Source organism: Hoeflea sp. 108 (assembly GCF_000372965.1).
Lineage (GTDB): Bacteria > Pseudomonadota > Alphaproteobacteria > Rhizobiales > Rhizobiaceae > Aminobacter.
In genome coordinates, this window is record NZ_KB890024.1 from 4,991,206 (window position 1) to 5,017,475 (window position 26,270).

The window sequence follows — 26,270 nt, forward strand, 5'->3', positions numbered from 1 at the left end:
CGAATCGCGGAAACCCTCCATCTCTTTGTTTTTGCGCTATTCCGGACGGAAAACCGCTGCGCACTTTTCCTGAAATTACTCTAGACGCTGCCTGGCAGCGGCACGGCGCAGATGATGGAGCGGGTGAGAAACCGCTTCTCGCGGCCATTGTCGAGCGAGAACATGCCGCCGCGCCCCGGCACCACATCAATGATCAGGTCGGTGTGCTTCCAGGCTTCGTATTGCGAGGCGCTGATGTAGACGGGCGTGTCACCGATGGTGCCCATCAGCACGTCGAGGTCGCCGACGATGAAGTCGGAGCGCGGATAACACATCGGCGACGAGCCGTCGCAGCAGCCGCCGGACTGGTGGAACAGCACCGGCCCGTGGTCGGCGATGATCTCGTCGAGCAGGGCGACGGCGCCGGGTGTTGCCGAGACCTTGTCGAGAGGATGATGCGAGGACATGAGTGGGTTCCGGTTCTTCCTTGTCCCCGCCTGCAGGGAGAAGGGCCACGAAGTGACGGATGAGGGGCGGCGCGAACGCGGTCGGGTCAGCGCTGCCCCTCACCTGCCTGCCGGCATCCTCTCCCCGTGAACGGGGAGAGGAACGCTCGTCATCTCAGAAAAACCCGAGCTTCTTCGGGCTGTAGCTGACCAGCATGTTCTTGGTCTGCTGGTAGTGGTCGAGCATCATCTTGTGCGTCTCGCGGCCGATGCCCGACTGCTTGTAGCCGCCGAAGGCGGCGTGCGCCGGATAGGCGTGGTAGCAGTTGGTCCACACGCGCCCGGCCTGGATGGCGCGGCCGAAGCGGTAAAGCCGGTTGGCATCGCGGCTCCAGATGCCGGCACCGAGGCCGTACAGCGTGTCGTTGGCGATCGACAGCGCATCGTCATCATCCTTGAAGGTGGTGACCGAGACAACAGGCCCAAAGATCTCCTCCTGGAAGATGCGCATCTTGTTGTGGCCCTTGAACACGGTCGGCTTGACGTAATAGCCGCCGGCGAGGTCACCGGGCAGATGCGCGCGCTCGCCGCCGGTCAGCACCTCAGCGCCCTCCTGGCGGCCGATGTCCATATAGGACAGGATCTTCTCCAGCTGCTCCGACGAGGCCTGCGCGCCGATCATGGTGGCCGGATCGAGCGGGTCGCCCTGGACAATTGCCTCGACGCGCTTCAGCGCGCGTTCCATGAACTTGTCGTAAATCTTCTCATGCACCAGCGCCCGGCTCGGGCAGGTGCAGACCTCGCCCTGGTTGAGCGCGAACATGACGAAGCCTTCGATCGCCTTGTCGAAGAAGTCGTCGTCTTCCGCCGTCACGTCCTGGAAGAAGATGTTGGGCGACTTGCCGCCGAGTTCGAGCGTCACCGGGATCAGGTTCTGCGAGGCGTATTGCATGATCAGCCGGCCGGTCGTCGTCTCGCCGGTGAAGGCGATCTTGGCGATGCGCGGGCTCGACGCCAGCGGCTTGCCCGCCTCGAGGCCGAAGCCGTTGACGATGTTGAGCACGCCCTCGGGCAACAGGTCGCCGATCAGGTCGGCCCACAGCATGATGGTGGCGGGCGTCTGCTCGGCCGGCTTCAGCACCACGCAATTGCCGGCGGCGAGCGCCGGCGCCAGCTTCCAGCAGGCCATCAGCAGCGGGAAATTCCACGGGATGATCTGGCCGACGACGCCCAGCGGCTCGTGGAAATGATAGGCGACGGTGTCGTCGTCGATCTGCGACAGGCTGCCCTCCTGGCCACGCAGCGCCCCGGCGAAATAGCGGAAATGGTCGATGGCGAGCGGCACGTCGGCGGCGGTCGTCTCGCGGATCGGCTTGCCGTTGTCCCAGGTCTCGGCCAGCGCCAGACAGTCGAGGTTTTCCTCCATGCGGTCGGCGATGCGGTTGAGGATCAGCGCGCGGGTCGCGGGCGCAGTCTTGCCCCAGGCGTCCTTGGCCTTGTGGGCGGCATCGAGTGCTGCCTCGATGTCGGCTGCGTCGGAGCGGGCGACCTCGCCCAGCGGCCGGCCGGTGACCGGCGAGACGTTTTCGAAGTAGCGGCCCGATTTCGGCGCCACCCACGCACCACCGATGTAATTGTCGTAGCGCTTGGCGAAGGGGATCTTGGCCGTGCGCGAGAATTCCACCTTGTTCATCTCTTCCTCCCGAGAAGCGGCACCGCAGGATGCGGCGCGTCGACAAAGAGCGTCGGAGATGTTGCGAAAGCTGTCAGCCCCAGGGGAAGCGATGGCAGGCGGCGACTGTCGCAGTTCTGCGACAGTCGGGCGCTGCAAAACTCAATGGTCGCGGCGGATGCCCAGCCGGTTGAGCTTGCGGTGCAGCGTCGCCCTGGAAATGCCGAGCTTCTGGGCCGCCGCCGAGACGTTGCCGTCGGCGCGGGCCAGCGCGCGATGCAGTGCCGCGCGTTCGGCCTCGTCGAGGTCTCCCGACACCCGCTGGGGCATGCCCAGAAGGTCGGCGACCGGCAGCCGGCGCTCTAGCTGCTCGCGGGTGATGCCGTGGGCGAGGCGCGCCTGCCTGGTGGCGCCGATGACCAGATCGTCGGCGTCGACGGCCACCATGGCGCCCGGATTGCGCTCGGCAGCCGGCGTCAGCAGGATGCGCGCCTCGGGGAAAGCGAGACGGAAATTGTCGGCCTCGATGCGGCGGGCGGCGTCGTTCACCGCGAGGGCGATGAGATTGACGAAACCTTCGGTCAGGTCGGCCCGACAGGACGAAACATCAAGTGCGGCGGCGACATTGCCCTCATGATCGTAGATCGGCGTCGTGGTGCAGGACAGCGCCGTGTTGCGGGCGAAGAAATGCTGGTCGCGGTGGATGGTGAGCGCCCGCTGTTCGACAAGGCAGGTACCGATGCCGTTGGTGCCTTCGCTTTCCTCGCTCCAGATGGTGCCGGTCCACAGGCCCCATTTGTGGAAGGTCTGGTTGTCGGAGATCGCGCCCCGCCGTTCTATCGGCACGCCGTCGCGATCGGCCAGCAGAACGCAGCAGCCGACGCCGCCGACGGCGAGATAGAGCCGGTCGAGGCTCGCTTGCGCGGCATGGATCAGCGGTTCGATGCGTTGGCGCGCGTCGCGCAACTCCTGCTCGGTGAGGCGCTGCGGCGGCTTGTGCTCGCCGGGGTCGAGACGATGCAGCCGCGACGACCGCCGCCAGGACGCCACCAGCGCCGAGCGTGCCGCCTCGTCGGAAGCGACCGCAGCCTGCACGGCATCCTCATGCCGTCCAAAAAACTGTCCGCTCATAAGCTCCTCCCAAAGCCCGGACCATTCCTGCTGCCATGCGCGGCGGACCATGCCGCCAAGCTGCCGATCCTCCAGAGTTCGGCCGCCCCGTCAATTCGCCATAAGAACAAGGCCGTCACAAGGACGGCGCCCGCTGTAGCCAAGCATATATAACGAATGTTCAGGCACAAGGGATCAACAATTGCGGAGCATCAGCGACGCAAGCCTGCTATCGCCGTGCCCTGATCTCGGTCATCGACCGCAGCTGCCTGCCATCCAGGAAATTGGCCGGCTCCAGCCACTCTTCCATGACGGCGCGACAGGCCGGCCACTCGGACGACAGCATCGAATACATGCAGATATCTCTTGCCAGCCCCTTGAGCAGCAAACCTTCGCGCAAGGTCCCTTCATAAGTGAAGCCGAGCCGGTCGGCGGCAATTCGCGACCGGTTGTTCTCGGCGGTGCAGGTCCATTCCAGGCGGCGATAGCCAAGCCCCTCGAAGACGTGGCGCATGACCAGATAGAGTGCCTCGCTCGCAAGCGTCGTGCGTTGCATGCTTGACGTGAACAGCACGTAGCCGAGCTCGACGACCTGATGTGCGGCCCTCGCTTCCATCAGGCACAACCAGCCCAGCACGGCGCCCCGAAGATCGATGACGGCGAAAAACGCCCGCTTCGGGTCGGAGACAAGCACATCGACATGGGCGGCGAATGCGGTCTCGTCGGCAAACGGCCCGACCTTCATCTCGGCCCAGGCGGCAGCGACGTTCTCGTCATGCGAAAGCCGGTAGAGCGTGACGGCATCGGAGGCTTCAAGTGGCCGGAGACTGCCATGACGACCGCCAATGACGGTCGCAACCGGCAGTTTCGCATCGATTGGCTCGCCCATTGGCCTGATCCCGCATCTGCGCCTCGACGAGAATAGTACAAGGCAATTCAAGTTTGCCAAAGACACTACCCTCGGCAACCTGCGCGCGCGATTGACTCTTCGCCGAAACCCGATAAAAGCGGCGGCGAACAGGGAACCCTCCGATGCGCGGCCTCTTGATGGCGCTTTTCGCATTCGATTTCCCCGGCCACGACAGAAGTCGTGCCGGGCGCGGAGCCGTTTCCCTGCTTTCGACCAAAACCATGGCCAAAACCACCACCACCAAAACGGTGTGATTTCCCTTGGCCTGCTCACCCTCTCCCGGGTCTGGCCCGGGGGATGAAGCCCGCGCTGGCCAGCGGGTTTTCTCCAGGAACGAGCGGAGAGGGACAGGAGTGATCTGATGGGTTTCAAGGTTGCGATCGTCGGCGCCACGGGCAATGTGGGCCGCGAAATGCTCAATATCCTCGAGGAACGCGGCTTCCCCGCCAGCGAAGTGGTGCCGCTGGCATCGCGCCGCAGCCAGGGCACCGAAGTGTCCTATGGCGACAAGACGCTGAAGGTGAAGGCGCTCGACACCTACGACTTCTCCGACACCGACCTCTGCCTGATGTCGGCCGGCGGCAATATCTCCAAGGAATGGTCGCCCAAGATCGGCAAGCAGGGTTGCGTCGTCATCGATAATTCGTCGGCCTTCCGCTACGACCAGGACGTGCCGCTGATCGTGCCGGAAGTGAACCCGGACGCCATTGCCGGCTTCACCAAGAAGAACATCATCGCCAACCCGAACTGCTCGACCGCCCAGATGGTTGTGGCGCTGAAGCCGCTGCACGACAAGGCCAAGATCAAGCGCGTCGTCGTTGCGACCTACCAGTCGGTGTCGGGCGCCGGCAAGGAAGGCATGGACGAGCTGTTCACCCAGACGCGCGCCGTCTTCGTCGCCGATCCGGTCGAAGCCAAGAAGTTCAGCAAGCGCATCGCCTTCAACGTCATTCCACACATCGACGTCTTCATGGAGGACGGCTACACCAAGGAAGAGTGGAAGATGGTCGCCGAGACCAAGAAGATGCTCGACCCCAAGATCAAGCTGACGGCCACCGCCGTGCGCGTGCCTGTCTTCATCGGCCACTCCGAAGCCGTCAATGTCGAGTTCGAAGAGCCGATCACCGCCGACGAGGCGCGCGACATCCTGCGCGAAGCGCCGGGCTGCCTGGTCATCGACAAGCATGAGGACGGCGGCTACGCCACGCCGCTCGACTCGGCCGGCGAAGACGCCACTTACATCTCTCGCATCCGCGAGGACGGCACGGTCGACAACGGCCTGGCGATGTGGATCGTCTCCGACAACCTGCGCAAGGGCGCGGCCCTCAACGCCGTGCAGATCGCCGAACTTCTGGTCGAGCGCGGCCTGATCAAGCCGAAGCAGAAGGCCGCCTGACGCCATGTTCGATGTCGTGCTGCGTCCGGCCGAAGCCGGCGACGCACACGACATCGCCCGCGTCCTGAGGGCGGCGCTTGCTGCCTTCGAGTGGATGCCACAACTCCACACGCCGGACGAGGACTTGTATTTCGTCCGGCATGTGCTCCTCGCCCACCAGGCTGTCACCGTCGTAACCGCCGCAGACCGCATCGTCGGCTTCATATCGATCAAGGACGACTGGGTCGAACAGCTCTATTTCGATCCGGACTGGACCGGCCGCGGCATCGGCAGCCGCCTCCTGCGGCACGCCACATCGACCATGCCCCGCGTCCAGCTCCATTGCTTCCAGGCCAATTCAGGCGCACGCCGCTTCTACGAACGCCACGACTTCCGCGCGGAAGCCTTCGGCGATGGCTCGGGCAACGAAGAAGGCCTGCCTGATGTTCTCTATGTCCGCGAGGACCCGGCCGGTAGTTGGCTGAATGGTTGATCCCGGGCATTGCTTCGATACATTAGCGCCAAGTCATGGGTGGGTGGGTTGATGCATCGGAGACGGGAGCATGGCACGCGACAGCCTTGACGCTACCGGCAGCCTTGCCCAGGGCACGGGTCGGCCCCTGCGAATTCTGATGACGAACGCCGTCTTGAGGGCACGCAGCGGCACCGAAACGCTGGTGCGCGACATGGTCCTGGCGCTGCGTCGGCGCGGCCATTCGGTGGCAACCTTTGCGCCGGTCATCGGTCCGGCTGCAGCGGAAATCCGGGCGACGGGCTCGCCGGTGCTGACGTCGCTGGAAACGTTCGGCGAAGCGCCTGACATCATCCATGGCCATCATGCCGGTCCGACAATCGCAGCCCTGGCACGCTTTCCGGGCACACCGGCCATCTTCGTTTGTCACGATTTCACCAGCGAACTTGACGATCCTCCCATACATCCCCGGATCAGGCGCTATCTTCATGTTCGGTCCGGCCTGCGCGGCCGGCTTGTCGACGAATGCGGGGTGGACGCTTCGAAGATTGCCTTCTGGTCGAACACCGTCGACCTCCAGCGTGTAGGACGCGTCTTGGCGCCGCCACCGCTGCTGACAACGGCAGCGGTCTTCGCTCATCCAGGAGCGATCCCCTTCACACCAATGATCGCAGAGGCTTGCCGGCGGCACGGCATCGCCTTCCGCGGCGAGTTGGTTGGTAAGGTGGCCACCGACGTGGTGCAACGTCTTGACGGGATCGAACTGGCATTCGCCAGCGGGCGGATGGCACTCGAAGCCATGGCCAAGGGATGCGCGGTGATCAATGCCGACCGCTTCGGTATCGGCGGTCTTGTGACCACAGGCAGGTTCGACGACTTTGCAGCCATCAACTTTGCCTATGGTGCGCTGTCGGATGCAGCCTCGCCGGAGTTGCTCGATCGCGAGCTGACAGCTTACGGTGCGGACGATGCCCGAGCCGTAACCGCGCTCGTCCGGCGCGATTTCAGCAGCGACAGGGGCGCCCAGGCTCTGGAGACGATCTATCGCGAAGTCCTGTCTGAAAGGGAGTGGCCGCGCCGCGAAGCGGATGAGGACGAGCGCGCGCTGGCCGCCATCATCGAACGGTTTCTCCAGCAGCGGCGAATCTATGACCGCCGCTTCCTCAAGTTGCGGGAAGGGCTTGGCCCCAGCGAAGAGCTGCAACTCCTGATCGGCGAGCTGTCCAGCAGGGCGGCCGAGCTGTCGGAGGAGGTTCGCCGGCTCAGGCGTGGTGGGCTGCTGCGCCGGGTCATGGACAAGCTGACGGGCCGAACCTACGAAAAGTGATCCCAAGCCGCGCTCCGCTTCAGCTCCAAGAAATCGTCACGCCTGTCGCGATTGAGGGGATGACTTTGGCCGGTTCCGCGGCACAGTATCCGCTGCAAAGAGGTACCGCCCCACATGATCGTCCGCCCCCGCACGAACCTGCTCAAATTGTTCTTCGTCATGCGCGGGTCCGTCGTGCCGCGCATCCTGCCGCAGATCATCGGCTTTGCCGCCTATGGCGCCGTCGTGGTGGCGCTGGTGCAGGCGCTGGGGCTCGATTTCGGCAACGCCGGGGTGGCGCCCTTCGCGCTGCTCGGCGTGGCGCTGTCCATCTATCTCGGCTTCCGCAACAACGCCGCCTATGACCGCTGGTGGGAGGCGCGCAAGCTGTGGGGGCAGTTGGTGTTCGAGATCCGCAACCTGTGCCGCGCCTCCACCGCGATGATTTCAGAACGCGAGGCGCTGCGGCCGCTGCTGATGGATTCGCTCTCCTTCTGTCATTTCCTGCGCGGCGAACTGCGCCGGATCGATACGCGTGACGCGGCGCGCCCCTTCATCGGCGATGCCGTCGACGAAATCCACGCCGCCACCAACAGACCGGACGCCGTCATGCGGCGCATGGGTGGCAAGCTCGGCGCCCTCAAGCGCAGCGGCACGCTGGAAGCAATGGATTACCGCATCCTCGACGAGCGCCTGTCGGCGATGGCAGCACTTCAGGCCGGCTGCGAGCGCATCATGGGCACGCCCCTGCCCTTCGCCTACACGCTACTTTTGCAGCGCACGGCCTACATCTTCTGCCTGCTGCTGCCCTTCGGGCTCGCGGGCTCCGCCGGCTGGGGAACGCCGCTGTTCACGGCGCTGATCGCCTACACCTTCTTCGGCCTCGACGCGCTGTCGGAAGAGCTGGAGGACCCCTTCGGCATGGAGGCCAATGACCTCGCCCTCGATGGCCTTTGCCGCGTCTGCGAGATCTCGGTGTTCGAAGCGCTGGGCGAAACCCCACCGCAGATGCTTCCGGCCGAGCACTACTACTATTCGTGAGCAGCCGCCTCCGCCGCAAGCTGCCTCAGCAGCATCATCGCCTCCTCCGCTCGCCCTGCCGGCACGAACAGATGGTCATGGTAGTAGGCCGAGACCGGATTGACGCCCATGCCCGCGGAAGCGAGATGCGCAGTGATCGCGGCAAGAAAGCCGACCGCTTCGAGCGACGAATGGATATTCAGCGTGATCATCCGGCATGAAAAGGCCGCGGCAAGTCCAGCGCTCCTCGCGTCTGCCTCCCGCAGGATAAGGGTTGTGCCCTCTCGCTCGCGAAAGCTCATCACCGTATCCGGCGGCACCGGCGCTCCCTCCGGCACGGTCGCAAAGACATAGGTCTCGGGCCAAAGCTCCGGCTCCATGGAGGCCAGCAGGACGCCGAGGTCAGTCTCGCCCAAAGTCATCGCTTCGCCTGCTGCCTGCTCGCGTCGATACCCTCCCAGTACTCCATGACCGACGCCCCGCTGTAGCCTTCGCCCGTCAGCCGGACGCTGACGCGGCCCGATTCCGGATAGACAATGACGTCGTTGGGGTTGCGCTCGCCGATGATGATGTAGCGGCAGGGCGCGTCGGTGTGGTTGTACAGCGAATGGCCGACCTTCTGGCCGGCCGGGAAGCAGACATAATCGCCAGCCTTCATGACATACGTACGGTCGCCGAGCTTCAGCGTCGCCACACCGTCGAGGACGTAGAGATGCTCCTCCTCGAGCATGTGGTAGTGTGACGGGTTGGTTTCCTTGCCCGGCGGCAGCTCCTCCAGCGCCACGCCGACATGGCTGCCGCCGCCGAAGCTCGACAGGTGCCGGAAGCTGGAGCCGAAACGCTCGCCATGGCTGAAGACCTCCAGCGGCGCTTCGAGCGCCGAAAACGGCTCGTAGACGCCCTCTGGATTGATGGACGATTCTCTCTTCGACATGATTTTCCTCCGTTTGGCCGGAGGGTGGGATGGCTGACGGCCACGGTCAAGGCGGCAAGCTCGCCGAGGCATCACCTCATGCGACGTGGACTGCACCGCCGCAATAACTCTCGATGATGCGGGCGGCCCCTGTGCAGTCCACTGGCGGGCTGAACAGGAAGCCCTGGATTTCGCCGCAGCGCTCCTGCCTCAGCAGTTCGAGCTGTGCGCCGGTCTCCACGCCTTCAGCCGTCGTGTCGATGCCGAGATTGGCCCCGAGGCCGATGATCGCGCGCACGATGGCCATGGATTCGCGGCTGTTGCCGATATCGCGAACGAAGGATCGGTCGATCTTTAGCCGGCTGAATTGGAAGCGGCGAAGATAGCTCATGCTCGAATAGCCGGTGCCGAAATCATCGAGTGCAACCCGCACGCCGATGTCCTTGAGCCGCTGCAGCACGGCCAGATTTGCGCCCGTATCGGCAAGCAGCACGGATTCGGTGATCTCGATTTCCAGTCGCGCCGGCACAAGCCCGGATGCGGCCAGAGCCTGGCCGATATCCTCGGCGAGATGGCCGCCACGGAACTGCACAGCAGATGCGTTGACCGCGATAACGAGATCGGACGGCCAGTCAGCGGCGCGACGGCAGGCCTCGTTGAGCACCCAGCGGCCGATCGGCTCGATCATACCGGTCTCCTCGGCCAGCGGGATGAACTGCGCCGGCGAGACCATGCCGCGCCGGGGATTGCGCCAGCGCACCAGCGCCTCGAAGCCGCGCAGGCCGCCGGTCTTGACCGAGATGATCGGCTGGTAGTGAAGCTCGAGCTCCTGGTCGAGATCGGCACAGCGCAGCTCGAATTCGAGCTCGCGCCGGTCGCGCATCTCGGCGTCCATCTCCGGTTCGAAGAAGTGGAACGCACCCTTGCCCTCGCGTTTGGAGCGGTAGAGCGCGAGGTCGGCGCATTTGAGCAGCGCGCCGGTCTCGCGCGCATCGGCTGGCGCGATAGCCGCTCCGAGGCTCGCGCCGATCGTCAGCTTGTGGCCGTCATAAAGATGCGGTTCGCCGATGGCCTGGATGATGCGACGCGCCAGCGCCTCGACATCGGGACGGCTCAGCGCTCCACGCAGCAGGATTGCGAACTCGTCGCCACCGAGACGGGCGACGAGGTCGCTGCGGCGCAGCAGCCGACGAATACGGGCCGCGGTCTCGATCAGCAGGGAATCGCCCGCCGCATGGCCAAGCGTGTCGTTGACGACCTTGAAATCGTCGAGATCGACAAGCAGCAGAGCAAAGGGCTGGTGGCCGGCGACCGCAGTGGCCACAGCCTCCTCGATCTCCTGCGAGAAGGTGGTGCGGTTGCCGACGCCGGTCAGCGGATCGTGATGGGCAAGGAAGGAAATGCGATCCTCGGCGCGCTTGCGCTCGGTGATGTCGACGATGGTCGACAGCGTCGCGGGCGCCGCCCCGAAGCGGATGTGGCGGGCGTATTCGATGACATCAAGCTCGGTGCCGGTGGAAGTGCGGTGGCGGGCATGGCGCTCGCCCTCGATTGCTGCACTCGCCTGTCCGTCGCCGTGATCGAGGTCTTGAAGTCCAAGCGCCAGGAACTCGTCGCGGCTGCGACCATAGAGGTTGAGCGCCGCGGCGTTCACGCTCAGGAACGCGCCGCCCTCGGCCTTGCGCACATACATCGGCACCGGATTGTCGTCGAACAGCGAGCGGAACAGCGCTTCGCGGTTCTTGATCTCGCGCACGTCGGTCAGCGTTACGGCAAGCAGGCCGCCCGTCTCGACCACGCCGACCTGCAGCGACACCGCCTCGCCATCGAGGTCGTAGGCCAGCTCGAGCGAGGGTGCCGCCACGCCATGGGCGCGGGCCAGGCCAAGCTGGGCAAGCGCCTCCGACAAAGCCTGCGCCGCCCGTGCTTCGGACAGCAGCCGGAAACGGGTGTTTTCGGTCGAAAGGCCCAGCAGCCTTGCGGCGGCGTTGTTGACCGAGAGAATTTGGTAGTCGCGCATCTCGCCACCGGCGGTTTCCAGCGGGCTGAGCGCCAGGATGCCCTCGTCGGTCGAGTTGATCAACAGGCGGGCAAGGTCGATCTGGCTCTTGCGCGGGCGCGCGAAGACCATGAAATATTCGCCCGGCCAGCGGCAGGCCAGCGGCAGCGCCAGCACCTCGACGGTGGAGACCATGCCGTCGACCAGCGACCGGCAGAACGTCAGCTTCGGCGCAGCGGCGGCGCGGGCCTGGTCCATGGCGCTGGCAATTGCGCGGCGGAAGGCGAAGGGCAGCACGGAAAGCGTCGCTGCAGGCTCGGAAAGTCCGGCAATGGTGGTGAAGCGCGGACCGGCGCGCAGAATGAACCCGTCCTTGTCCGTTTGCAGGCGCAGCACCGCCATCTCGTCGGCGAAGCGGCCGATGCTGCCGAGCGCCAACTCTTCATAGGGCGGCAAGCCGCCATCGACGCGTGCAGCCTGCCAGCGGCGCAACACCAGCCTGACATCGTCGAACTCGGTATCGATATCAGGCGGCAGGTCGGCAGCGCGCATGACCGCCGGCCGCTCGGCGGCGCCGTCACGCGTTTCCGGCGGAAACGCCTTCGCCTTATCCCAAGCTCGCATTGCCAAAAGCATCCGGTCACCTGTCGCTGGTGCGACTGCCGATTTCCGCGGTCCGGCACTCGCCGGACGCCTGAAGGCATCGCATCTGTTGTCAGCATGCCGAACGTTTCGGCCCGACGGCACGGCCTCATGCCGGCACGGCAGGAAGGCCGGGCGCCGTCGCGGCGCAACCTATCGGGTGCAGGCTTACCGCCTGCTTAAGCGCAACGTCATATAAGTGTCATAGTGCGGGGACCGGCCCATGCCCTCGTCGCGTCCACGTCGTGGCCCGTTACCGTGATATCGCCGGTGGAAATCCCTATCGCGAGGACCGGCACACATCAACCTGCACGGGCACAGCAAAGTCGGAAGCGCCGCCCCTTCCATCCTCGACCAGTAGACTGGCGGGCACAAAAAAACGGGCAGGTTTCCCTGCCCGTTTACGTGTTCCGGGTACCCGGAAATTACTCGGCCGAAGCCTCGGCCGGGGCAGCAGCTGCAGCTGCGATGGCAGCAGCAGCGTCTTCCTGCGCCTTCTTGAGGGCAGCCAGACGCTCCTGGGCCTTCTTGCCCGGCTCGCCCTTGGTCGGGTTCGAGCGGGCTTCACGCTTGACGACGCCAGCCTCATCGAGGAAGCGGGCAACGCGGTCGGTCGGCAGGGCGCCGTTCGACAGCCAGTACTTGGCGCGGTCGGCGTCCAGCTTCATGCGGTCGCCGTCCTTGGGCAGCAGCGGGTTCCAGGCGCCGATCGCCTCGATGAAGCGGCCGTCGCGCGGGCTGCGGGCGTCAGCGATGACGATGTGGTAGTAGGGGCGCTTCTTCGAGCCGGCGCGGGCCAGACGGATCTTGAGGGACATTTTCTTACTCCTGGAGTGGTTCTGTCTTGGGTTCTTGGTCTTAAGTCTGTTCCGCCGTCAGGCGGAGGTAGTCTTGTCTGGCGCGCCATTGTGTTCGGCGGCCAGCATTTCGTGGTGACGGATCACCTCGCGGATGATGAAGTTAAGGAACTTCTCCGCGAAATCGGGATCGAGATGCGCATCGTCGGCAAGCCGGCGCAGACGCGCGATCTGGGTCTGCTCGCGCGCCGGGTCGGCCGGTGGCAGGCCATGGGTGGCCTTGAGCACGCCGACCGCCTGGGTGCAGCGGAAACGCTCGGCCAGCATATGGATGAGTGCTGCATCGATGTTGTCGATCGAAGCGCGCAGTTCCTGCAGCCGGGCCTTAGGGTCGATGTCGGTCATGGGCCCTCACTTCTTCTTGCCGAGGCCGGGCAGGCCGCCGCCGAGGCCCGGAAGCTTCATGCCGCCAGGCAGGCCGGGAAGACCGCCGCCGAGACCCGGCATGCCACCGGGAAGGCCTTTGAGACCCTGGCCGAGACCGGCTGCCTCAGCCTGCTTCTTCAGCGCCTCGAGCTGCTTGGGGTCCATCTTGGAAAGGTCAGGCATGCCGCCGCCGGGCATCATGCCGCCGAGGCCCATCTTGGAGGCCAGGCCGCCCATCATGCCGCGCATGAGGCCGCCGCCTTTGCCCTTGCCGCCCATCGCCTTCATCATGTCGGCCATCTGGCGATGCATCTTGAGCAGCTTGTTGATCTCGGCCGCATCGGTGCCGGAACCGGCGGCGATGCGCTTCTTGCGCGAATGCTTGAGCACGTCGGGATTGGCGCGCTCGGCCTTGGTCATCGACGAGATGATGGCGAGCTGGCGGCCGAACATCTTGTCGTCGAGGCCGGCCGCGGCCATCTGGTCCTTCATCTTGCCCATGCCGGGAATCATGCCCATGATGCCGCCCATGCCGCCCATCTTCTGCATCTGGCCAAGCTGGTCGGCGAGGTCGTTCAGGTCGAACTTGCCCGACTGCATCTTCTTGGCCATCGCCGCGGCCTTTTCCGCGTCGATGGTTTCGGCAGCCTTCTCGACCAGCGAAACGATGTCGCCCATGCCGAGGATGCGGTCGGCGATGCGCTTGGGATAGAACTCCTCCAGCGCATCCATCTTTTCGCCGACACCGATCAGCTTGATCGGCTTGCCGGTGACGGCGCGCATCGAAAGGGCGGCACCGCCACGGCCGTCGCCGTCCATGCGGGTCAGCACCAGGCCGGTGATGCCGACGCGGTCGTCGAAACTCTTGGCGAGGTTGACGGCGTCCTGACCGGTCAGCGAGTCGGCCACGAGCAGGATTTCGTGCGGGTCCGACACCTTGCGGATGTCGGCCATCTCGACCATCAGCGGCTCATCGATATGGGTGCGGCCGGCGGTGTCGAGGATGACGATGTCATGGCCGCCGAGCTTGGCCGCCTGGACGGCGCGCTTGGCGATGTCGACCGGCGACTGGCCGGCAATAACAGGCAGCGTCGCCACCTTGGTCTGCTCGCCGAGCTGGCGCAGCTGCTCCTGGGCGGCCGGGCGACGCGTGTCGAGCGAGGCCATCAGGACCTTCTTGCCCTGGCGCTCGGTCATCCGCTTGGCGATCTTGGCGGTGGTCGTCGTCTTGCCCGAGCCCTGAAGGCCGACCATCATGATGACGACGGGGGCCGGCGCGTTGAGGTCGATGGCAACGCCTTCGGCGCCGAGCATCTCGACCAGCTCGTCATGGACGATCTTGACGACCATCTGCCCGGGCTTGATCGACTTCAGAACCGCGGCACCCACGGCCTTCTCGCGCACCCGGTCGGTGAACGAACGGACGACCTCGAGCGCGACGTCGGCTTCGAGCAGGGCGCGACGGACCTCGCGCAGAGCGGCCGTAACATCGGCCTCCGACAGCGCGCCACGGCCAGTGAGGCCGTTCAGGATCGATCCAAGCCGCTCTTGCAGCGATTCAAACATTCGACTTTCCCTTTCCCGGACACACATGCGTTGGCCGAGAAGTAATGCCTCCGCGCCCAAGCGCCAAACCATTCATGCGGCCAAAACCAAAAAGCACCCGGGGGCGCATCGCGCTGCCGGGTGTTGGCCTCCGGGATCGTTTGACAACCTCTGGGGTGTCCCGGTCGGCCGCTAGGAGTGGAACTCTTCGCGGAATTTCGAGGGCTGTAGACAGGAAAATGGCCGGGGAGTCAAGCTTTGCCACCACTTTTGCGCCGCGCCGGCGTCACGGCAGACGCTCGCCGTCGAGGATACGGGCATAGAGATCGAGATAGCCATGCGCGGTCCTGGCAATGGAGAAACGTTCGGCCGCCACCTCGCGGCAACGCGCCGGTGCCAGCGCCGACACATCATCGAGGGCTGCGGCAAACTCTTTGTCCGTCTCGAACAGCCGCCCCGTCTCCGGATCGACGATCTCAGGCATCGCCCCGCGGGGTGTCGCCAGCACCGGCGTACCGCACAGCATCGCCTCGACCGGTGCCATGCCAAAGGGCTCCTCCCAGGCGATCGGGTTTAGGAAGGCACGCGCTTGGCCGAGCAAAGCGAGCTTCTCGTCGCCATCGACGATGCCGTGGAAATGATAGCGCGGCGAAAGGCTCTTGAAGAAGACGAGGTCGCGGCGCACCTGGCTGCGCGTCAGCAGCATCCAGCGCGCGCCTCCGGCTATGTCCAGGCCAAAATCGTATTTCCGCGCGAGCCCCACCGCGCGGTTCAGGTTCTTGCTTGCCCGCGCTATGCCGGCAAGGAAAAGCAGCCGGTCGTTCTTGCCTGCGGACAGGCGGTACTCATCGACGGGAAAGCCGTTGAAGACGAAGCTCTGCCGGCCATGATTCCGGGCATGGCTGGCGCTGACGAAGCTCCAGTTGCCGTCGCTGTCGGCAAGGCTCCCCCCCACCGCATGCATGGTGTTGAGGGTGGGCAGCGGAAGCTCGAGATGCGGCCCATGACAATGGACGAGTTGCGTATCCGCCGGAATGGCCTCGCGGATTTGCTGCTCGGTCGAGGCCTGCCGCAACTCGAAGGAGGCAGGGCCGGTGACATGGCCGGCAACGACCACGACCTGATGGTCGCGCCGCATCAGCTCCCTGGCCAGCCACTCGACCTGCCGTTGGGTGCCGCCATAGCCCCTGCAAGGGACCGCACCCGATACGATCAGTGCAATTCGCAAGACTTATCCCCATACGATCTCGGCGCATATCACCAGTTATATAAGACTTCACTCAATTATCGTTTGCGACACCTTGCGCGAAACCCGTTAATCACTCCAGAATAGTGTTCATATGATAGTGTTTTACGAAACGACCCACCAAGCAATTTTGAATTACTTTCAAGCAGCTTGTTCAGATGCGCAAACGACATACGCGAGGCGTTCCTCAACCTGATGCGGCTGGCGAGGCCACGCCGTCATTGGCCGGCTTTGTTGAGAACATCGAGTTCGCCCTGGTGGTCATCGACGCCGACGGCAAGATCACCTTCGTCAACAAAACGGCCGAAAGGATGTTCGGTTACGACTACGACGAGATGATCGGCCAGACGCTCGACCTGATCATTCCGCCACGGCTGCGCGGCGCCCACGAAGCCGGGGTGGCCAAGGTCGGTTCCGGCAAGCGCTCGAAGCTGAGCGGCAAGACAGTCGAAGTGACGGCGCAGCGGCGCGACGGCAACGAATTCCCGATTGAGCTGTCGCTGTCGGTCTGGAACGGCCCCCATGGCGTGGCCATGGGCGGGCTGATCCGCGATATCTCCGATCGCCGCCAGCGCGACATCAGGTTGCACAGGCTCGCCCACCAGGATGCGCTGACGGGCCTGCCCAATCGCTTCCAGTTCGACATGCGCCTTGAGGAAGCGCTCGAGATCGGCGAGCAGACTGCCGTGCTCTTGATCGATCTCGACGGCTTCAGAAGGATCAACGACACGCTGGGCCATGCCACCGGCGACACGCTGCTTCAGGCGCTTGCCGTGCGGCTGCCCGCTGCCGTCGAGGCCGATGCCATGGTGGCCCGGCTTGGCAGCGACGAATTTGCCGTGCTCCTGCGTCGCATCGACGACCCGGCGACGGCCGCGGCTGCGGCCCGTGCCTTGCTGCAGTCCTTCGACAAGCCCTTCGGCATCGGCGATCACCTTTTGAAGCTCGGCGTCAGCATCGGCGGCGCGGTCGGCCCGCGCGACGGCGGCGACCTCGAGGAGCTGCTGGCCAGCGCCGATCTCGCCCTCTACCGGGCGCGCCAGCGCGGCTCCAGCTACTGCATGTTCGAGCCGTCCATGCTCAACGCGGTGGCGGTGCGGCGGGCGCTTCAGGACGAGCTGCTGCGGGCCATAGGCGCCGGCGAGTTCACGCTTCATTACCAGCCTCAGGTGTGCCTCAACTCGGGCAGGGTGGTCGGCGCCGAAGCGCTGCTGCGCTGGAACCATCCGACACGCGGCCTGCTCGAGCCCGCCGACTTCCTGGCTGTACTCGAAACCCATTCCGGCGCGCTGACGGTCGGCAACTGGATCCTCGACGAGGCCTGCCGGCAATCGGCTGTCTGGCGCGCCGAGGGCCTGCCGGCACTGCGCATGGCAGTCAATCTGTTCGCCGTGCAGGTCAACGCCGGCAACCTGGCCGAAACGGTGATGGCAGCGCTCGAGCGGCATCGCCTGCCGTCCCGCGCCCTCGAACTCGAGATCACCGAGACCATCGCCCTCGACAATGAAGAGCGCACGCTCGCACCTTTCCGCGAACTCGCGACGGCCGGCGTCGGCCTCGCCTTTGACGATTTCGGCACCGGACACGCGGCGCTCAGCACCATCAAGCGGTTTCCGCTGACCGTGCTCAAGATCGACCGCAGCTTCGTGCGTGACCTGCTCAACGAACCCCGGGACGCCGCGATCGTGCGCGCCGTGCTCGGCATGGCCAACGACATGGCGATGACCGTCGTCGCTGAAGGCATCGAGACGTTGGCCCACGAGGCCGTGCTCCTTGGCATGGGCTGCCGCATCGGCCAAGGCTATCTCTATTCGAAGGCCATTCCGGCCGATGATTTCGCTGCCCTGGTCAAGCGCCGCGAAAATAGCGTGCCGAGAGACAGCTGACCGCGGTTTTCCGTACAATTCGGGGCTGGCGGGTATAAAATCCCAAGGCAGCGGGCTGCATCGGCCACCGGCGCGGCACTACGGCACACCTGGAAGCCGCGGCCTGCCCACACCAGGGAGGTTGCGATGCCGGAAATGGTGAAGACCGAGCTGCTCCAGCCCGGGGCGCTGACGCCCATGACCTCGACCGAGATCGTCAACACGATGGCGCACTATCATCGCGCCGAAATGGCGAGGATGGCCGGCTGGCGCGACCGCATCGACCGCACCAGCAACTGGGCGATCACGGTAGTCGCCGCGATGCTGTCGGTGTCCCTGTCGACGCCGAGCGCTCATCACGGCGTGCTGCTGTTTGCCATGCTGCTCGTCTTCCTCCTGCTATGGATCGAAGCGCGCCGCTATCGCTTCTTCGACGTCTACCGTTCACGGGTGCGCACCTTCGAACGCTATTATTTCGCGCCGATCTTCTCGCCGCTTGCCGGAGATACCGTCAACTGGCGGCAGATGCTGGCCGAAAGCCTCCGCGATCCGCAGTTCCGCATCTCCTACGCTGACGCCTTCTCGCGCCGGCTGAGACGCAACTACATCTGGATGTTCCTGATCCTGCTGCTCGCATGGGTGCTCAAGATCACGACCCCGACGCTGCAAAGCCATGGCAGTGCCGACCTCGTGTCGTCGCTCTGGGACCTGGCCGCCAACGCCAGCCTCGGACCGTTGCCGGGTTGGCTGGTCGTCCTTGTCGTGACAGCCTTCTATCTCTGGCTGCTTCGCGCTTCGCTGCGCCCGGCCGACGATGCGACCGAAGGCAATCTCAGCAAGGTCCATGTGTGAGCACCGCCGGGCGTCAAGCCCGGCGATCTCGCCAAGGATTAACGCACCACATAGACGATGCGGCGGCTGGACGGCTCGACCAGCACCGGCTGGCCGTTCACATAGACGTAGCGATACTCGTAGTCGGGGATTTCGGTCAGATCCACCGTATCGGGCAGGCTCCCCCCAACGACAACCTCGCCGTCCAGATAGACAGGCTCGATCCGGTGGCTGGTTACGTAGCTGCGCACCTCGCCAGGCGGCTCTATCGCCGGTCCGGCAACGCCGGCAATGATGGCGCCGGTCGTGTCATCGATGACCACGTCACCGGCACCGCCAGCGGCCGTCGGATCGACCACGACCACGTCGGAACCTGCAGGGCGCTGAGACAAAACGATGTCCTGACCACCGAAATCGCCAACAAGATAGTCGGCATAGACCCAGCCCTCACCGCCGGAATCTGATATCGAGCACCACTTGCTGTTTTCGAGGCAGCCACGCAGCACCGTTGACTGGCCGGCATCGATCACGCCGATGACGGGATATTGCGGCCCGGGGCCGGCGCGCACGTTCAAATCGGTGGCGGCGGAAACGGCGGTCTCCGCAAAAGAGGGGACGGAGAAGGCGAGAAGTGCCCCCGCGACAGCGGGTAGCAGCAAGGTGGGTTTCATCTTTTCGCTCCTTTTCTTGGTCCCCCAGGAGCAGGGAACGAGACCCGTTAGCATCCGTTCCGGCCAAAATGCCGACGTTCCGCTCACAAATTGTTCCGGCCTTTCACTGCAGCCAGTCGGGCCGGCCTGTGCAGGATGGCCTGCCCCAACCCCACGTCCCCCGCCTCCGGCACCCTGAGGTTGAACAAACTCGGGCATAGCTCTTTGCAGTCGAAAGACCCGGGAACCCGCACCGACGATCACAACATCGGCATCTTCCATGGTTTTTCCCCGCTCTCGCCACATTCACCGCTTGATCGTGTGCGAGTTTTTTGCCACCAGCCATTGCAAGACAGTGGGGACGTAAACGCCTTCTTAACGATGACAAGAGAGCGTGCGGCTGGCAACTTCCCTCCCAAGGGCATTGATTCAGGCATCAGGAGTACGGCATGGCAATACTTGCCAAGGTGAAGACTTTTGCTGCGGCCTCCGCCATGCTGGCGGTGACGGCTGGCGGCGCATACGCTGCCCAGTGCGGCAACAACTCAGGCGGCTTCGAGGCCTGGAAGGCTTCGTTTGCGAAGGAAGCCGCAGCCAACGGCATCAGCGGCAGGGCGCTCGACGCTTTGTCCGATACGACCTATGCCACCAAGACGATCTACGCCGACCGCAACCAGAAAAGCTTCAAGCTCTCGCTCGACCAGTTCATGGCCAAGCGCGGCGGCAAGACCATCGCTTCGAAGGGCAAGGTGCTGAAGAAGCAGAACGCCGCACTCTTCCAGAGCATCGAGCAGCGCTACGGCGTTCCGGCGGGCCCGCTGATCGCGATCTGGGGCATGGAAACCGGTTTCGGCGCCTATATGGGCAATCAGCACACGCTGTCGGCCGTGGCGACGCTCGCCTATGACTGCCGCCGCTCGGACTATTTCACCGACCAGCTCTACGCAGCCCTCAAGCTGGTCCAGTCGGGCACGCTGGCGACCAACGCCGTCGGCGCGGCCCATGGCGAAATCGGCCAGACTCAGTTCCTGCCTGTCAACGTGCTGAAGTACGGCGCCGACGGCGACGGCAACGGCAAGATCGACATGGTCCGCTCCAAGGCCGACGCGCTGGCTTCAACCGCCAACTTCCTGCGCGGCCATGGCTGGCAGCCAGGCGCTGGCTACCAGCCCGGCCAGGCCAATTTCGCCGCACTCCAGGGCTGGAACGCGGCCAGCGTCTACCAGCAGGCCATCGCCATCATCGGCGCCGAGATTGACGGAAACTAAAGCCCGCAGACCTGACACGACCCTGTCAGGAGACATTTCCGGAGCACTGGCAAAGCCAGGACCTCGGACGCAGAATGACAAAAGCCCGGTGCCTGCACCGGGCTTTTTCGATGCGGACGAGGATTTTTTCATGAACAGCCTGAGCGGCCTGCCCGCCGATCTCTCGCCCTTCGGCAATGTCGAAGGTTATGCCCACTACCCCAAATCAGTGACCCCGGGCCTGCCGGCGACATCTGGCGGCGGCCTGCTGAAATGGTACGACATCGCAGAGCGCGACACGCCGGTGACGCGCGATACCGACGCGCTCGCCCGCCGCTTCCTCGCAGCCGAAACGGCGACCGGCCGCCTCGACCTCAAGGGTGAGCTCGGCTTCGTCATCCTGCACCGCTGCGGCGGCGACTTCCATTTCCTGCTGGTGAGCTCGTGGCGCAATGCCAACGAGATGTGGGAAACCGTCTATGCCAAGACGGCCAACGCACCCGATTTTTCGCTGTTTCCGCTGCCCGGGCCGCATCGAGCCACGTTCTGCGTCTGGGAACTGGCCGCGGTCAACCACGAACGGCTGGCATTCAGCAGTTATCTATTCTCGGCGCGCGATGAGGTGGCCAAGCGGACATATCTCCGGGATATGTATGAAGGCGGAGCGTGAATGAGACGAGGCAATGAGCCCCGCCCTCACCAGCGCGCCCACGTCAACCAATCGCGCTATGACCTAGGTGCAGGTGCGGATTGTGCCGACCTTCACAAGCTGCTGCCATTTCGGACCCAGCGTCTCCCGCGCAGAAACCGCATCCGAAGCACCGCTTTCACCCTCGCGGAACATCTTTATGGCAAACGACTGCTGATATCCGCCTGAGACGATTGTTGGTCCAGGGATATATTGTGTATTTCCGTGATAGGTTGCCCTGTTGCCATAGATCATGGCAGTGCCACTGGTTTGGTAGCTTCCGGGCATCTGCGTCACCTGAACGTCGCTCGATGCAGCCGAGTCGAAGATGATGTAACGGTCAAAGCCAGCTTTGAGAGTTTCGATCGCTGCCTGCTTTTGCGCAACGTTTGCCGCACCAGCACCACCGCACATCGCCTCAGCTGATGTCTGCACGATAGCGGTGCTAGATGATGTCTTGATGGTGTTGCTAGATGCGCAAGACGCCAAAATTAGACATGAAAACGCGCATATACTATTCTTGCTGATCATCTGGAATTCATCCCCCTCAATGTTTCCATTGAGGCTTTCCGTGAATTCGATGTCAACTTCGCGTCTTTTGGATCAACAGCGCTTTTTGGTGATGCGCTTTCCTGTACGGGAATTACATTATCAACATCACATCTTCTGGGCACGCTACCCGTCGGCCAAGGAGGCGGGTTCCTTCTCCGAGTTCACGGGGAAAAGCGGCCCGAAGGGCCGGATGAGGGGCAGCGCGTAAGTATGAGGGGCTTGCATGGCCCCTCATCAGCCTGCCAGCATCTTCTCCCTTAGAACGGGGAGAAGAAAAGCTCATCATTACCGGTTGCGCGCGGCCAGCGTGCGCAGGCGCAGAGCGTTGAGCTTGATGAAGCCGGCAGCGTCCTTCTGGTCGTAGGCGCCCTGGTCGTCCTCGAACGTGACCAGCTTGTCGGAATAGAGCGACTTCGCGCTCTCGCGGCCGATGACCATGACGTTGCCCTTGTAGAGCTTGAGCGTAACTTCGCCCTCGACGTCCTTCTGGCTGAGGTCGATCGCCGCCTGCAGCATCTGGCGCTCGGGCGAGAACCAGAAGCCGTAGTAGATCAGCTCGGCGTAGCGCGGCATCAGCTCATCCTTGAGGTGCGCCGCACCGCGGTCGAGCGTGATCGATTCGATGGCGCGGTGCGCAGAGAGCAAGATGGTGCCGCCGGGGGTCTCGTAGACGCCGCGCGACTTCATGCCGACGAAACGGTTCTCGACAAGGTCGAGGCGGCCGATGCCGTTGTCGCGGCCATAATCGTTGAGCTTGGCGAGCAGGGTCGCCGGCGACAGGCGCTCGCCGTTGATCGAAACGGCATCGCCCTTTTCGAAGCCGATCTTGATGATGGTCGCCTTATCGGGCGCGGCTTCAGGCGAAATCGTGCGCATGTGGACATATTCGGGCGCCTCGACGGCCGGATCTTCCAGTACCTTGCCCTCCGACGAGGAGTGCAGCAGGTTGGCGTCGACTGAGAAGGGGGCCTCGCCCTTCTTGTCCTTGGCGACCGGGATCTGGTGCTTCTCGGCGAAGTCGAGCAGATCGGTGCGGCTCTTGAACGACCAGTCGCGCCACGGCGCGATGATCTTGATATCGGGGTTGAGCGCGTAGGCCGACAGCTCGAAGCGGACCTGGTCGTTGCCCTTGCCGGTGGCGCCGTGCGCGATGGCGTCGGCACCGGTCTTGCGGGCGATGTCGACGAGGTGCTTGGAGATCAGCGGACGGGCGATCGAGGTGCCGAGCAGATAGACGCCTTCATAGACGGCATTGGCGCGGAACATCGGGAAAACGAAGTCGCGGACGAATTCCTCGCGCACGTCCTCGATGAAGATTTCCTTGATGCCGAGCATCTCGGCCTTCTTGCGCGCCGGCTCGAGTTCCTCGCCCTGGCCGAGATCGGCGGTGAATGTGACGACCTCTGCATTGAGCTCGGTCTGCAGCCACTTCAGGATGATGGAGGTGTCGAGACCGCCGGAATAGGCGAGCACGACCTTCTTGACGTCTTTCCACTTGGACATTTGAGCACGGCACCTTTTGCAAGCGGCCGGCTGGGGCCGCGTTTCCCGGGCTTTCTAAGCACGAACGGCGAGCCGGGCAAGGGCGATGATGCCGCTGGGTGAGTAGGGGGATCAGGTCGACCCCCACTCCGGCTCTTCGGGCCATCTTTCCCCCGATCGACGGGGAAGAGGAGGTCCTCCCAGCTTGGGTTCCTCGCCCCGTCGCCTACTTCCGCTTCATCGCCTCGAGCAGCGCCGCACCGAATGCGCCTTGCTGCTCCGGCTTGTTCTGCTGTGGCTTGGACGAGGCGAACTTCATGTCGCGGGCCTTGGCGGGAGCGGCCGAGCGCGGCGCCGCCTCGCCGCCGTCCTTGCGCATGGTGAGCCCGATGCGCTTGCGCGGGATGTCCACCTCGACGACGCGGACCTTCACCACGTCACCGGCCTTCACGACCTCATGCGGGTCCTTCACGAACTTGTCGGCCAGCTGCGAGACATGGACAAGGCCGTCCTGGTGCACGCCGATGTCGACGAAGGCGCCAAAGGCGGCAACGTTGGTCACCGTACCCTCGAGCAGCATGCCCGGCTTCAGGTCCTTGATGTCGTCGACCCCGTCGGCGAAGGTCGCGGTCTTGAAGCCCGGACGCGGATCACGACCCGGCTTTTCCAGCTCGGCGATGATGTCGCGCACGGTCGGCAGGCCGAAACGCTCATCGACGAACGCGCGGGGATCGATGGCCTTCAGCGCGGCACTGTCGCCCATCAGCTGGCGCAGGTCGCGGCCGCAGGACGCAACGATCTTCTTGGCGACGCCATAGGCTTCAGGATGGACCGAGGATGCATCGAGCGGCTCCTTGCCGTCGCGGATGCGCAGGAAGCCGGCGCATTGCTCGAAGGCGCGCTGGCCGAGACGCGGTACCGACAGCAGATCGCGGCGCGTGGCGAAGGCGCCCGAAGCGTCGCGATAGGCCACGATCGACTCGGCAAGCGACGGCCCGAGGCCTGAGACACGGGCGAGAAGGGGGGCGGAGGCCGTGTTGAGGTCGACGCCGACGGCGTTCACCGCATCCTCGACCACCGCTTCGAGCGAGCGGCCGAGACGGTACTGGTCGACGTCATGCTGATATTGGCCGACGCCGATCGACTTGGGCTCGATCTTGACCAGCTCGGCGAGCGGATCCTGCAGGCGCCGCGCAATGGACACGGCACCACGCAGCGACACGTCGAGATTGGGGAACTCGGCGGCAGCAGTGGCCGACGCCGAATAGACCGACGCGCCGGCCTCGCTGACGATGACCTTGGTCGGCTTCGGCGCCGGCATGTCAGTCAGCATATCGGCGACCAGACGCTCGGTCTCGCGGCTACCGGTGCCGTTGCCGATGGCGATCAGCTCGACCTTGTGGCGGATGATAAGCCGGGTCAGCTCGGCCTGTGTACCGCGCACGTCGTTCTTGGGCGGGAAGGGGTAGACGGTGGTGGTGTCGAGCACCTTGCCGGTGGCATCGATGACCGCGACCTTGACACCGGTACGGATGCCTGGATCGAGGCCCATGGTGGCGCGCGAGCCGGCCGGGGCAGCGAGCAGCAGATCCTTCAGGTTGCGCGAGAAGACGCGAATCGCCTCTTCTTCGGCCGCCTCGCGCAGGTCGCGCATCAGGTCGAGCGACAAGGACAGCGACAGCTTCACCCGCCAGGTCCAGCCGGCAACCTGCATCAGCCACTGGTCGCCCGGAAGCGTTGCGCCAATCGCATAGGCGGCGGCGATCATGCGCTCGACCGGCTTGACCGGCGAGATGTCGTCGGCATCGATCTCGAGGTCGAGCGACAGCACGTCCTCGTTGCGGCCGCGCAGCATGGCCAGCGCGCGGTGGCTAGGCACGGAAGCCCAGCGCTCGGAATGGTCGAAATAATCGGAGAACTTGGCGCCGGCCTCCTGCTTGCCGTCGACGACGCGGGCGCGCATCACCGCACGCTCCTTCATGTGGGTGCGCAGACGGCCGAGCAGGTCGGCGTTCTCCGAGATGCTCTCGGCGACGATGTCGCGCGCGCCTTCGAGCGCTGCCTTCACGTCGGCGACCTCTCCGGCGACATAAGCCACGGCGAGTTCAGCCGGCACCTTGGAGCGGTCGGCGAGGATGGCTTCGGCCAGAGGGCCTAGCCCGCGCTCCCTGGCGATTTCAGCCTTGGTGCGGCGCTTCGGCTTGTAGGGCAGGTAGATGTCCTCAAGCTCTGCCTTGGTCGTTACGGTAGCGATTCGAACCGCCAGATCGTCGGTCATCTTGCCCTGGCTGGTGATCGATTCGACGATTGCCGCGCGGCGCGCCTCGAGCTCGCGCAGATAGGCAAGGCGCTCGGAGAGATCGCGCAGCTGCGTGTCGTCGAGGCCGCCGGTGACCTCCTTGCGGTAGCGGGCGACGAACGGCACGGTCGCGCCCTCGTCGAGCAGTCCGACCGCGGCCACGACCTGCTCGGGCTTCGCGTTGATCTCGGCCGCGATGATCGCAGCGATTTTCCTGTTGTCGCCAGCCATGGAATCCTGGTGCCTGTTGAACGGGTGCGCGAACATAGTGACTGCCGGCCGGAACGCCAAACGGCCATTGTCCCACGCCATCTCAAGCTCCACAGAAAAGCGGCAGGGCTGCGGCAATCGGCGCGGGCAGGGGCGGAAGTTTTGGCAGGTTTCCTTCGCACTTCCGCGTATCTTCCCCGGAAGGCGCGCGCCCTCAGGAGCACATGAATGAAGTTCGACCGGGTTCTGTTTGTCGCCGCTGCATTGTTCGGTGCAGCCGGCGTGGCGCTATCTGCCGCAGCCAGCCATGGCGGCAGCGCCAATTTCGCCACGGCCGCAAACTTCCTGCTGTTTCACGCGCCTGTGCTGTTGGCGCTGTCGCTGGTGGTTGCGGGCAGCCGTGTGCTGCACATCGGAGCCGCCATCCTGCTTCTGGCGGTGCTGCTGTTCTCCGGCGACCTGCTGGCGCGCGACTATCTCGGGCAGCGCCTGTTTCCGTTTGCCGCGCCGGTGGGCGGCACCGGCATGATTGTGGGCTGGTTGACGCTGGCCGTCGGCGGGCTGTTGGCACGCAGGGACGGTTGACGT

The 26,270-nt window shown here is 64.5% G+C and carries 25 protein-coding genes; 10 read left to right on the top strand and 15 right to left on the bottom strand.

Annotation, left to right across the window (positions count from 1 at the left end):
• Positions 1-80: 80 nt before the first annotated feature.
• From B015_RS0124830 to B015_RS31560, 4 genes are all read right to left on the bottom strand, one after another.
• A complete protein-coding gene (locus tag B015_RS0124830) occupies positions 81-446 on the bottom strand; it encodes a DUF779 domain-containing protein (RefSeq protein WP_018430462.1) in 366 nt (121 codons plus the stop codon).
• Between the two features lie 154 nt (positions 447-600).
• Positions 601-2,118 (bottom strand): aldehyde dehydrogenase, encoded by a 1,518-nt coding sequence (gene adh / locus B015_RS0124835; RefSeq protein WP_018430463.1) that lies wholly within the window; start codon positions 2,116-2,118, stop codon positions 601-603.
• Between the two features lie 141 nt (positions 2,119-2,259).
• Entirely contained in the window at positions 2,260-3,228 is a 969-nt protein-coding gene (locus B015_RS0124840; RefSeq protein ID WP_018430464.1) for a helix-turn-helix domain-containing protein, read from the bottom strand.
• A 208-nt stretch (positions 3,229-3,436) separates the two neighbouring features.
• A complete protein-coding gene (locus B015_RS31560; RefSeq protein WP_018430465.1) occupies positions 3,437-4,096 on the bottom strand; it encodes a GNAT family protein in 660 nt (219 codons plus the stop codon).
• Positions 4,097-4,239: 143 nt separating this feature from the next.
• Here B015_RS31560 and B015_RS34100 point away from each other — a divergent pair, with 143 nt between their 5' ends.
• From B015_RS34100 to B015_RS0124865, 5 genes are all read left to right on the top strand, one after another.
• A complete protein-coding gene (locus B015_RS34100; protein WP_018430466.1) occupies positions 4,240-4,371 on the top strand; it encodes a hypothetical protein in 132 nt (43 codons plus the stop codon).
• Positions 4,372-4,478: 107 nt separating this feature from the next.
• A complete protein-coding gene (locus B015_RS0124850; RefSeq protein ID WP_018430467.1) occupies positions 4,479-5,513 on the top strand; it encodes an aspartate-semialdehyde dehydrogenase in 1,035 nt (344 codons plus the stop codon).
• Positions 5,514-5,517: 4 nt separating this feature from the next.
• Entirely contained in the window at positions 5,518-5,985 is a 468-nt protein-coding gene (locus tag B015_RS0124855; RefSeq protein ID WP_018430468.1) for a GNAT family N-acetyltransferase, read from the top strand.
• Positions 5,986-6,055: 70 nt separating this feature from the next.
• The gene (locus B015_RS0124860) at positions 6,056-7,291 is read left to right on the top strand and encodes a glycosyltransferase (RefSeq protein ID WP_081623533.1); all 1,236 of its coding nucleotides are present in this window, start codon (positions 6,056-6,058) and stop codon (positions 7,289-7,291) included.
• A 114-nt stretch (positions 7,292-7,405) separates the two neighbouring features.
• Positions 7,406-8,311 (top strand): bestrophin family ion channel, encoded by a 906-nt coding sequence (locus B015_RS0124865; RefSeq protein ID WP_018430470.1) that lies wholly within the window; start codon positions 7,406-7,408, stop codon positions 8,309-8,311.
• On the opposite strand, the gene B015_RS0124870 is transcribed toward B015_RS0124865, so the two are convergent.
• The 7 genes from B015_RS0124870 to B015_RS0124900 all read right to left on the bottom strand — a co-directional run bounded on the left by B015_RS0124870 (position 8,302) and on the right by B015_RS0124900 (position 15,840).
• On the bottom strand, positions 8,302-8,712 hold the full coding sequence (locus tag B015_RS0124870) for an ACT domain-containing protein (RefSeq protein WP_018430471.1): 411 nt from the start codon (positions 8,710-8,712) through the stop codon (positions 8,302-8,304). The two genes, B015_RS0124865 and B015_RS0124870, sit on opposite strands and share 10 nt — an antisense overlap.
• Positions 8,709-9,224, bottom strand: a complete 516-nt coding sequence (locus B015_RS0124875; RefSeq protein ID WP_018430472.1) for a cupin domain-containing protein — start codon at positions 9,222-9,224, stop codon at positions 8,709-8,711. Before B015_RS0124875 ends, B015_RS0124870 begins: the two co-directional genes overlap by 4 nt.
• Positions 9,225-9,300: 76 nt before the next feature.
• Positions 9,301-11,826, bottom strand: coding sequence for an EAL domain-containing protein (locus B015_RS31565; RefSeq protein WP_198292879.1), 2,526 nt, complete (start codon positions 11,824-11,826; stop codon positions 9,301-9,303).
• 443 nt (positions 11,827-12,269) lie between these two features.
• Positions 12,270-12,662: a 30S ribosomal protein S16 gene (gene rpsP / locus B015_RS0124885; protein WP_018430474.1), complete on the bottom strand. Its 393-nt coding sequence runs from the start codon at positions 12,660-12,662 to the stop codon at positions 12,270-12,272.
• A gap of 57 nt (positions 12,663-12,719) precedes the next feature.
• On the bottom strand, positions 12,720-13,046 hold the full coding sequence (locus B015_RS0124890; RefSeq protein WP_018430475.1) for a chorismate mutase: 327 nt from the start codon (positions 13,044-13,046) through the stop codon (positions 12,720-12,722).
• A gap of 6 nt (positions 13,047-13,052) precedes the next feature.
• Positions 13,053-14,633, bottom strand: coding sequence for a signal recognition particle protein (gene ffh / locus B015_RS0124895; protein WP_018430476.1), 1,581 nt, complete (start codon positions 14,631-14,633; stop codon positions 13,053-13,055).
• A 265-nt stretch (positions 14,634-14,898) separates the two neighbouring features.
• A complete protein-coding gene (locus tag B015_RS0124900) occupies positions 14,899-15,840 on the bottom strand; it encodes a glycosyltransferase (RefSeq protein ID WP_018430477.1) in 942 nt (313 codons plus the stop codon).
• A 239-nt stretch (positions 15,841-16,079) separates the two neighbouring features.
• On the opposite strand from B015_RS0124900, the gene B015_RS31570 reads away from it, so the two are divergent.
• Positions 16,080-17,744: an EAL domain-containing protein gene (locus B015_RS31570; RefSeq protein ID WP_018430478.1), complete on the top strand. Its 1,665-nt coding sequence runs from the start codon at positions 16,080-16,082 to the stop codon at positions 17,742-17,744.
• A gap of 135 nt (positions 17,745-17,879) precedes the next feature.
• Positions 17,880-18,575 (top strand): DUF2270 domain-containing protein, encoded by a 696-nt coding sequence (locus tag B015_RS0124910; protein WP_245262354.1) that lies wholly within the window; start codon positions 17,880-17,882, stop codon positions 18,573-18,575.
• A 38-nt stretch (positions 18,576-18,613) separates the two neighbouring features.
• On the opposite strand, the gene B015_RS0124915 is transcribed toward B015_RS0124910, so the two are convergent.
• Positions 18,614-19,225 (bottom strand): DUF1236 domain-containing protein, encoded by a 612-nt coding sequence (locus B015_RS0124915; protein WP_018430480.1) that lies wholly within the window; start codon positions 19,223-19,225, stop codon positions 18,614-18,616.
• 473 nt (positions 19,226-19,698) lie between these two features.
• Here B015_RS0124915 and B015_RS0124920 point away from each other — a divergent pair, with 473 nt between their 5' ends.
• Positions 19,699-20,472 carry a lytic transglycosylase domain-containing protein gene (locus tag B015_RS0124920; protein WP_245262356.1) on the top strand — a complete coding sequence of 258 codons (774 nt, stop codon included), beginning with the start codon at positions 19,699-19,701 and terminating at the stop codon, positions 20,470-20,472.
• Between the two features lie 130 nt (positions 20,473-20,602).
• Positions 20,603-21,121: a hypothetical protein gene (locus B015_RS31575; protein ID WP_157632828.1), complete on the top strand. Its 519-nt coding sequence runs from the start codon at positions 20,603-20,605 to the stop codon at positions 21,119-21,121.
• A gap of 63 nt (positions 21,122-21,184) precedes the next feature.
• Here the strand turns inward: B015_RS31575 and B015_RS0124930 are convergent, their stop codons facing one another.
• The 3 genes from B015_RS0124930 to B015_RS0124940 form a co-directional block, all read right to left on the bottom strand.
• Positions 21,185-21,670 carry a hypothetical protein gene (locus B015_RS0124930; protein ID WP_051091925.1) on the bottom strand — a complete coding sequence of 162 codons (486 nt, stop codon included), beginning with the start codon at positions 21,668-21,670 and terminating at the stop codon, positions 21,185-21,187.
• A gap of 306 nt (positions 21,671-21,976) precedes the next feature.
• Positions 21,977-23,194: an argininosuccinate synthase gene (locus B015_RS0124935; RefSeq protein WP_018430485.1), complete on the bottom strand. Its 1,218-nt coding sequence runs from the start codon at positions 23,192-23,194 to the stop codon at positions 21,977-21,979.
• Positions 23,195-23,399: 205 nt separating this feature from the next.
• Positions 23,400-25,703 carry a Tex family protein gene (locus B015_RS0124940; protein WP_026227699.1) on the bottom strand — a complete coding sequence of 768 codons (2,304 nt, stop codon included), beginning with the start codon at positions 25,701-25,703 and terminating at the stop codon, positions 23,400-23,402.
• 207 nt (positions 25,704-25,910) lie between these two features.
• Here B015_RS0124940 and B015_RS0124945 point away from each other — a divergent pair, with 207 nt between their 5' ends.
• Positions 25,911-26,267 carry a DUF423 domain-containing protein gene (locus B015_RS0124945; protein WP_018430487.1) on the top strand — a complete coding sequence of 119 codons (357 nt, stop codon included), beginning with the start codon at positions 25,911-25,913 and terminating at the stop codon, positions 26,265-26,267.
• The last annotated feature ends 3 nt before the right edge of the window (positions 26,268-26,270 follow it).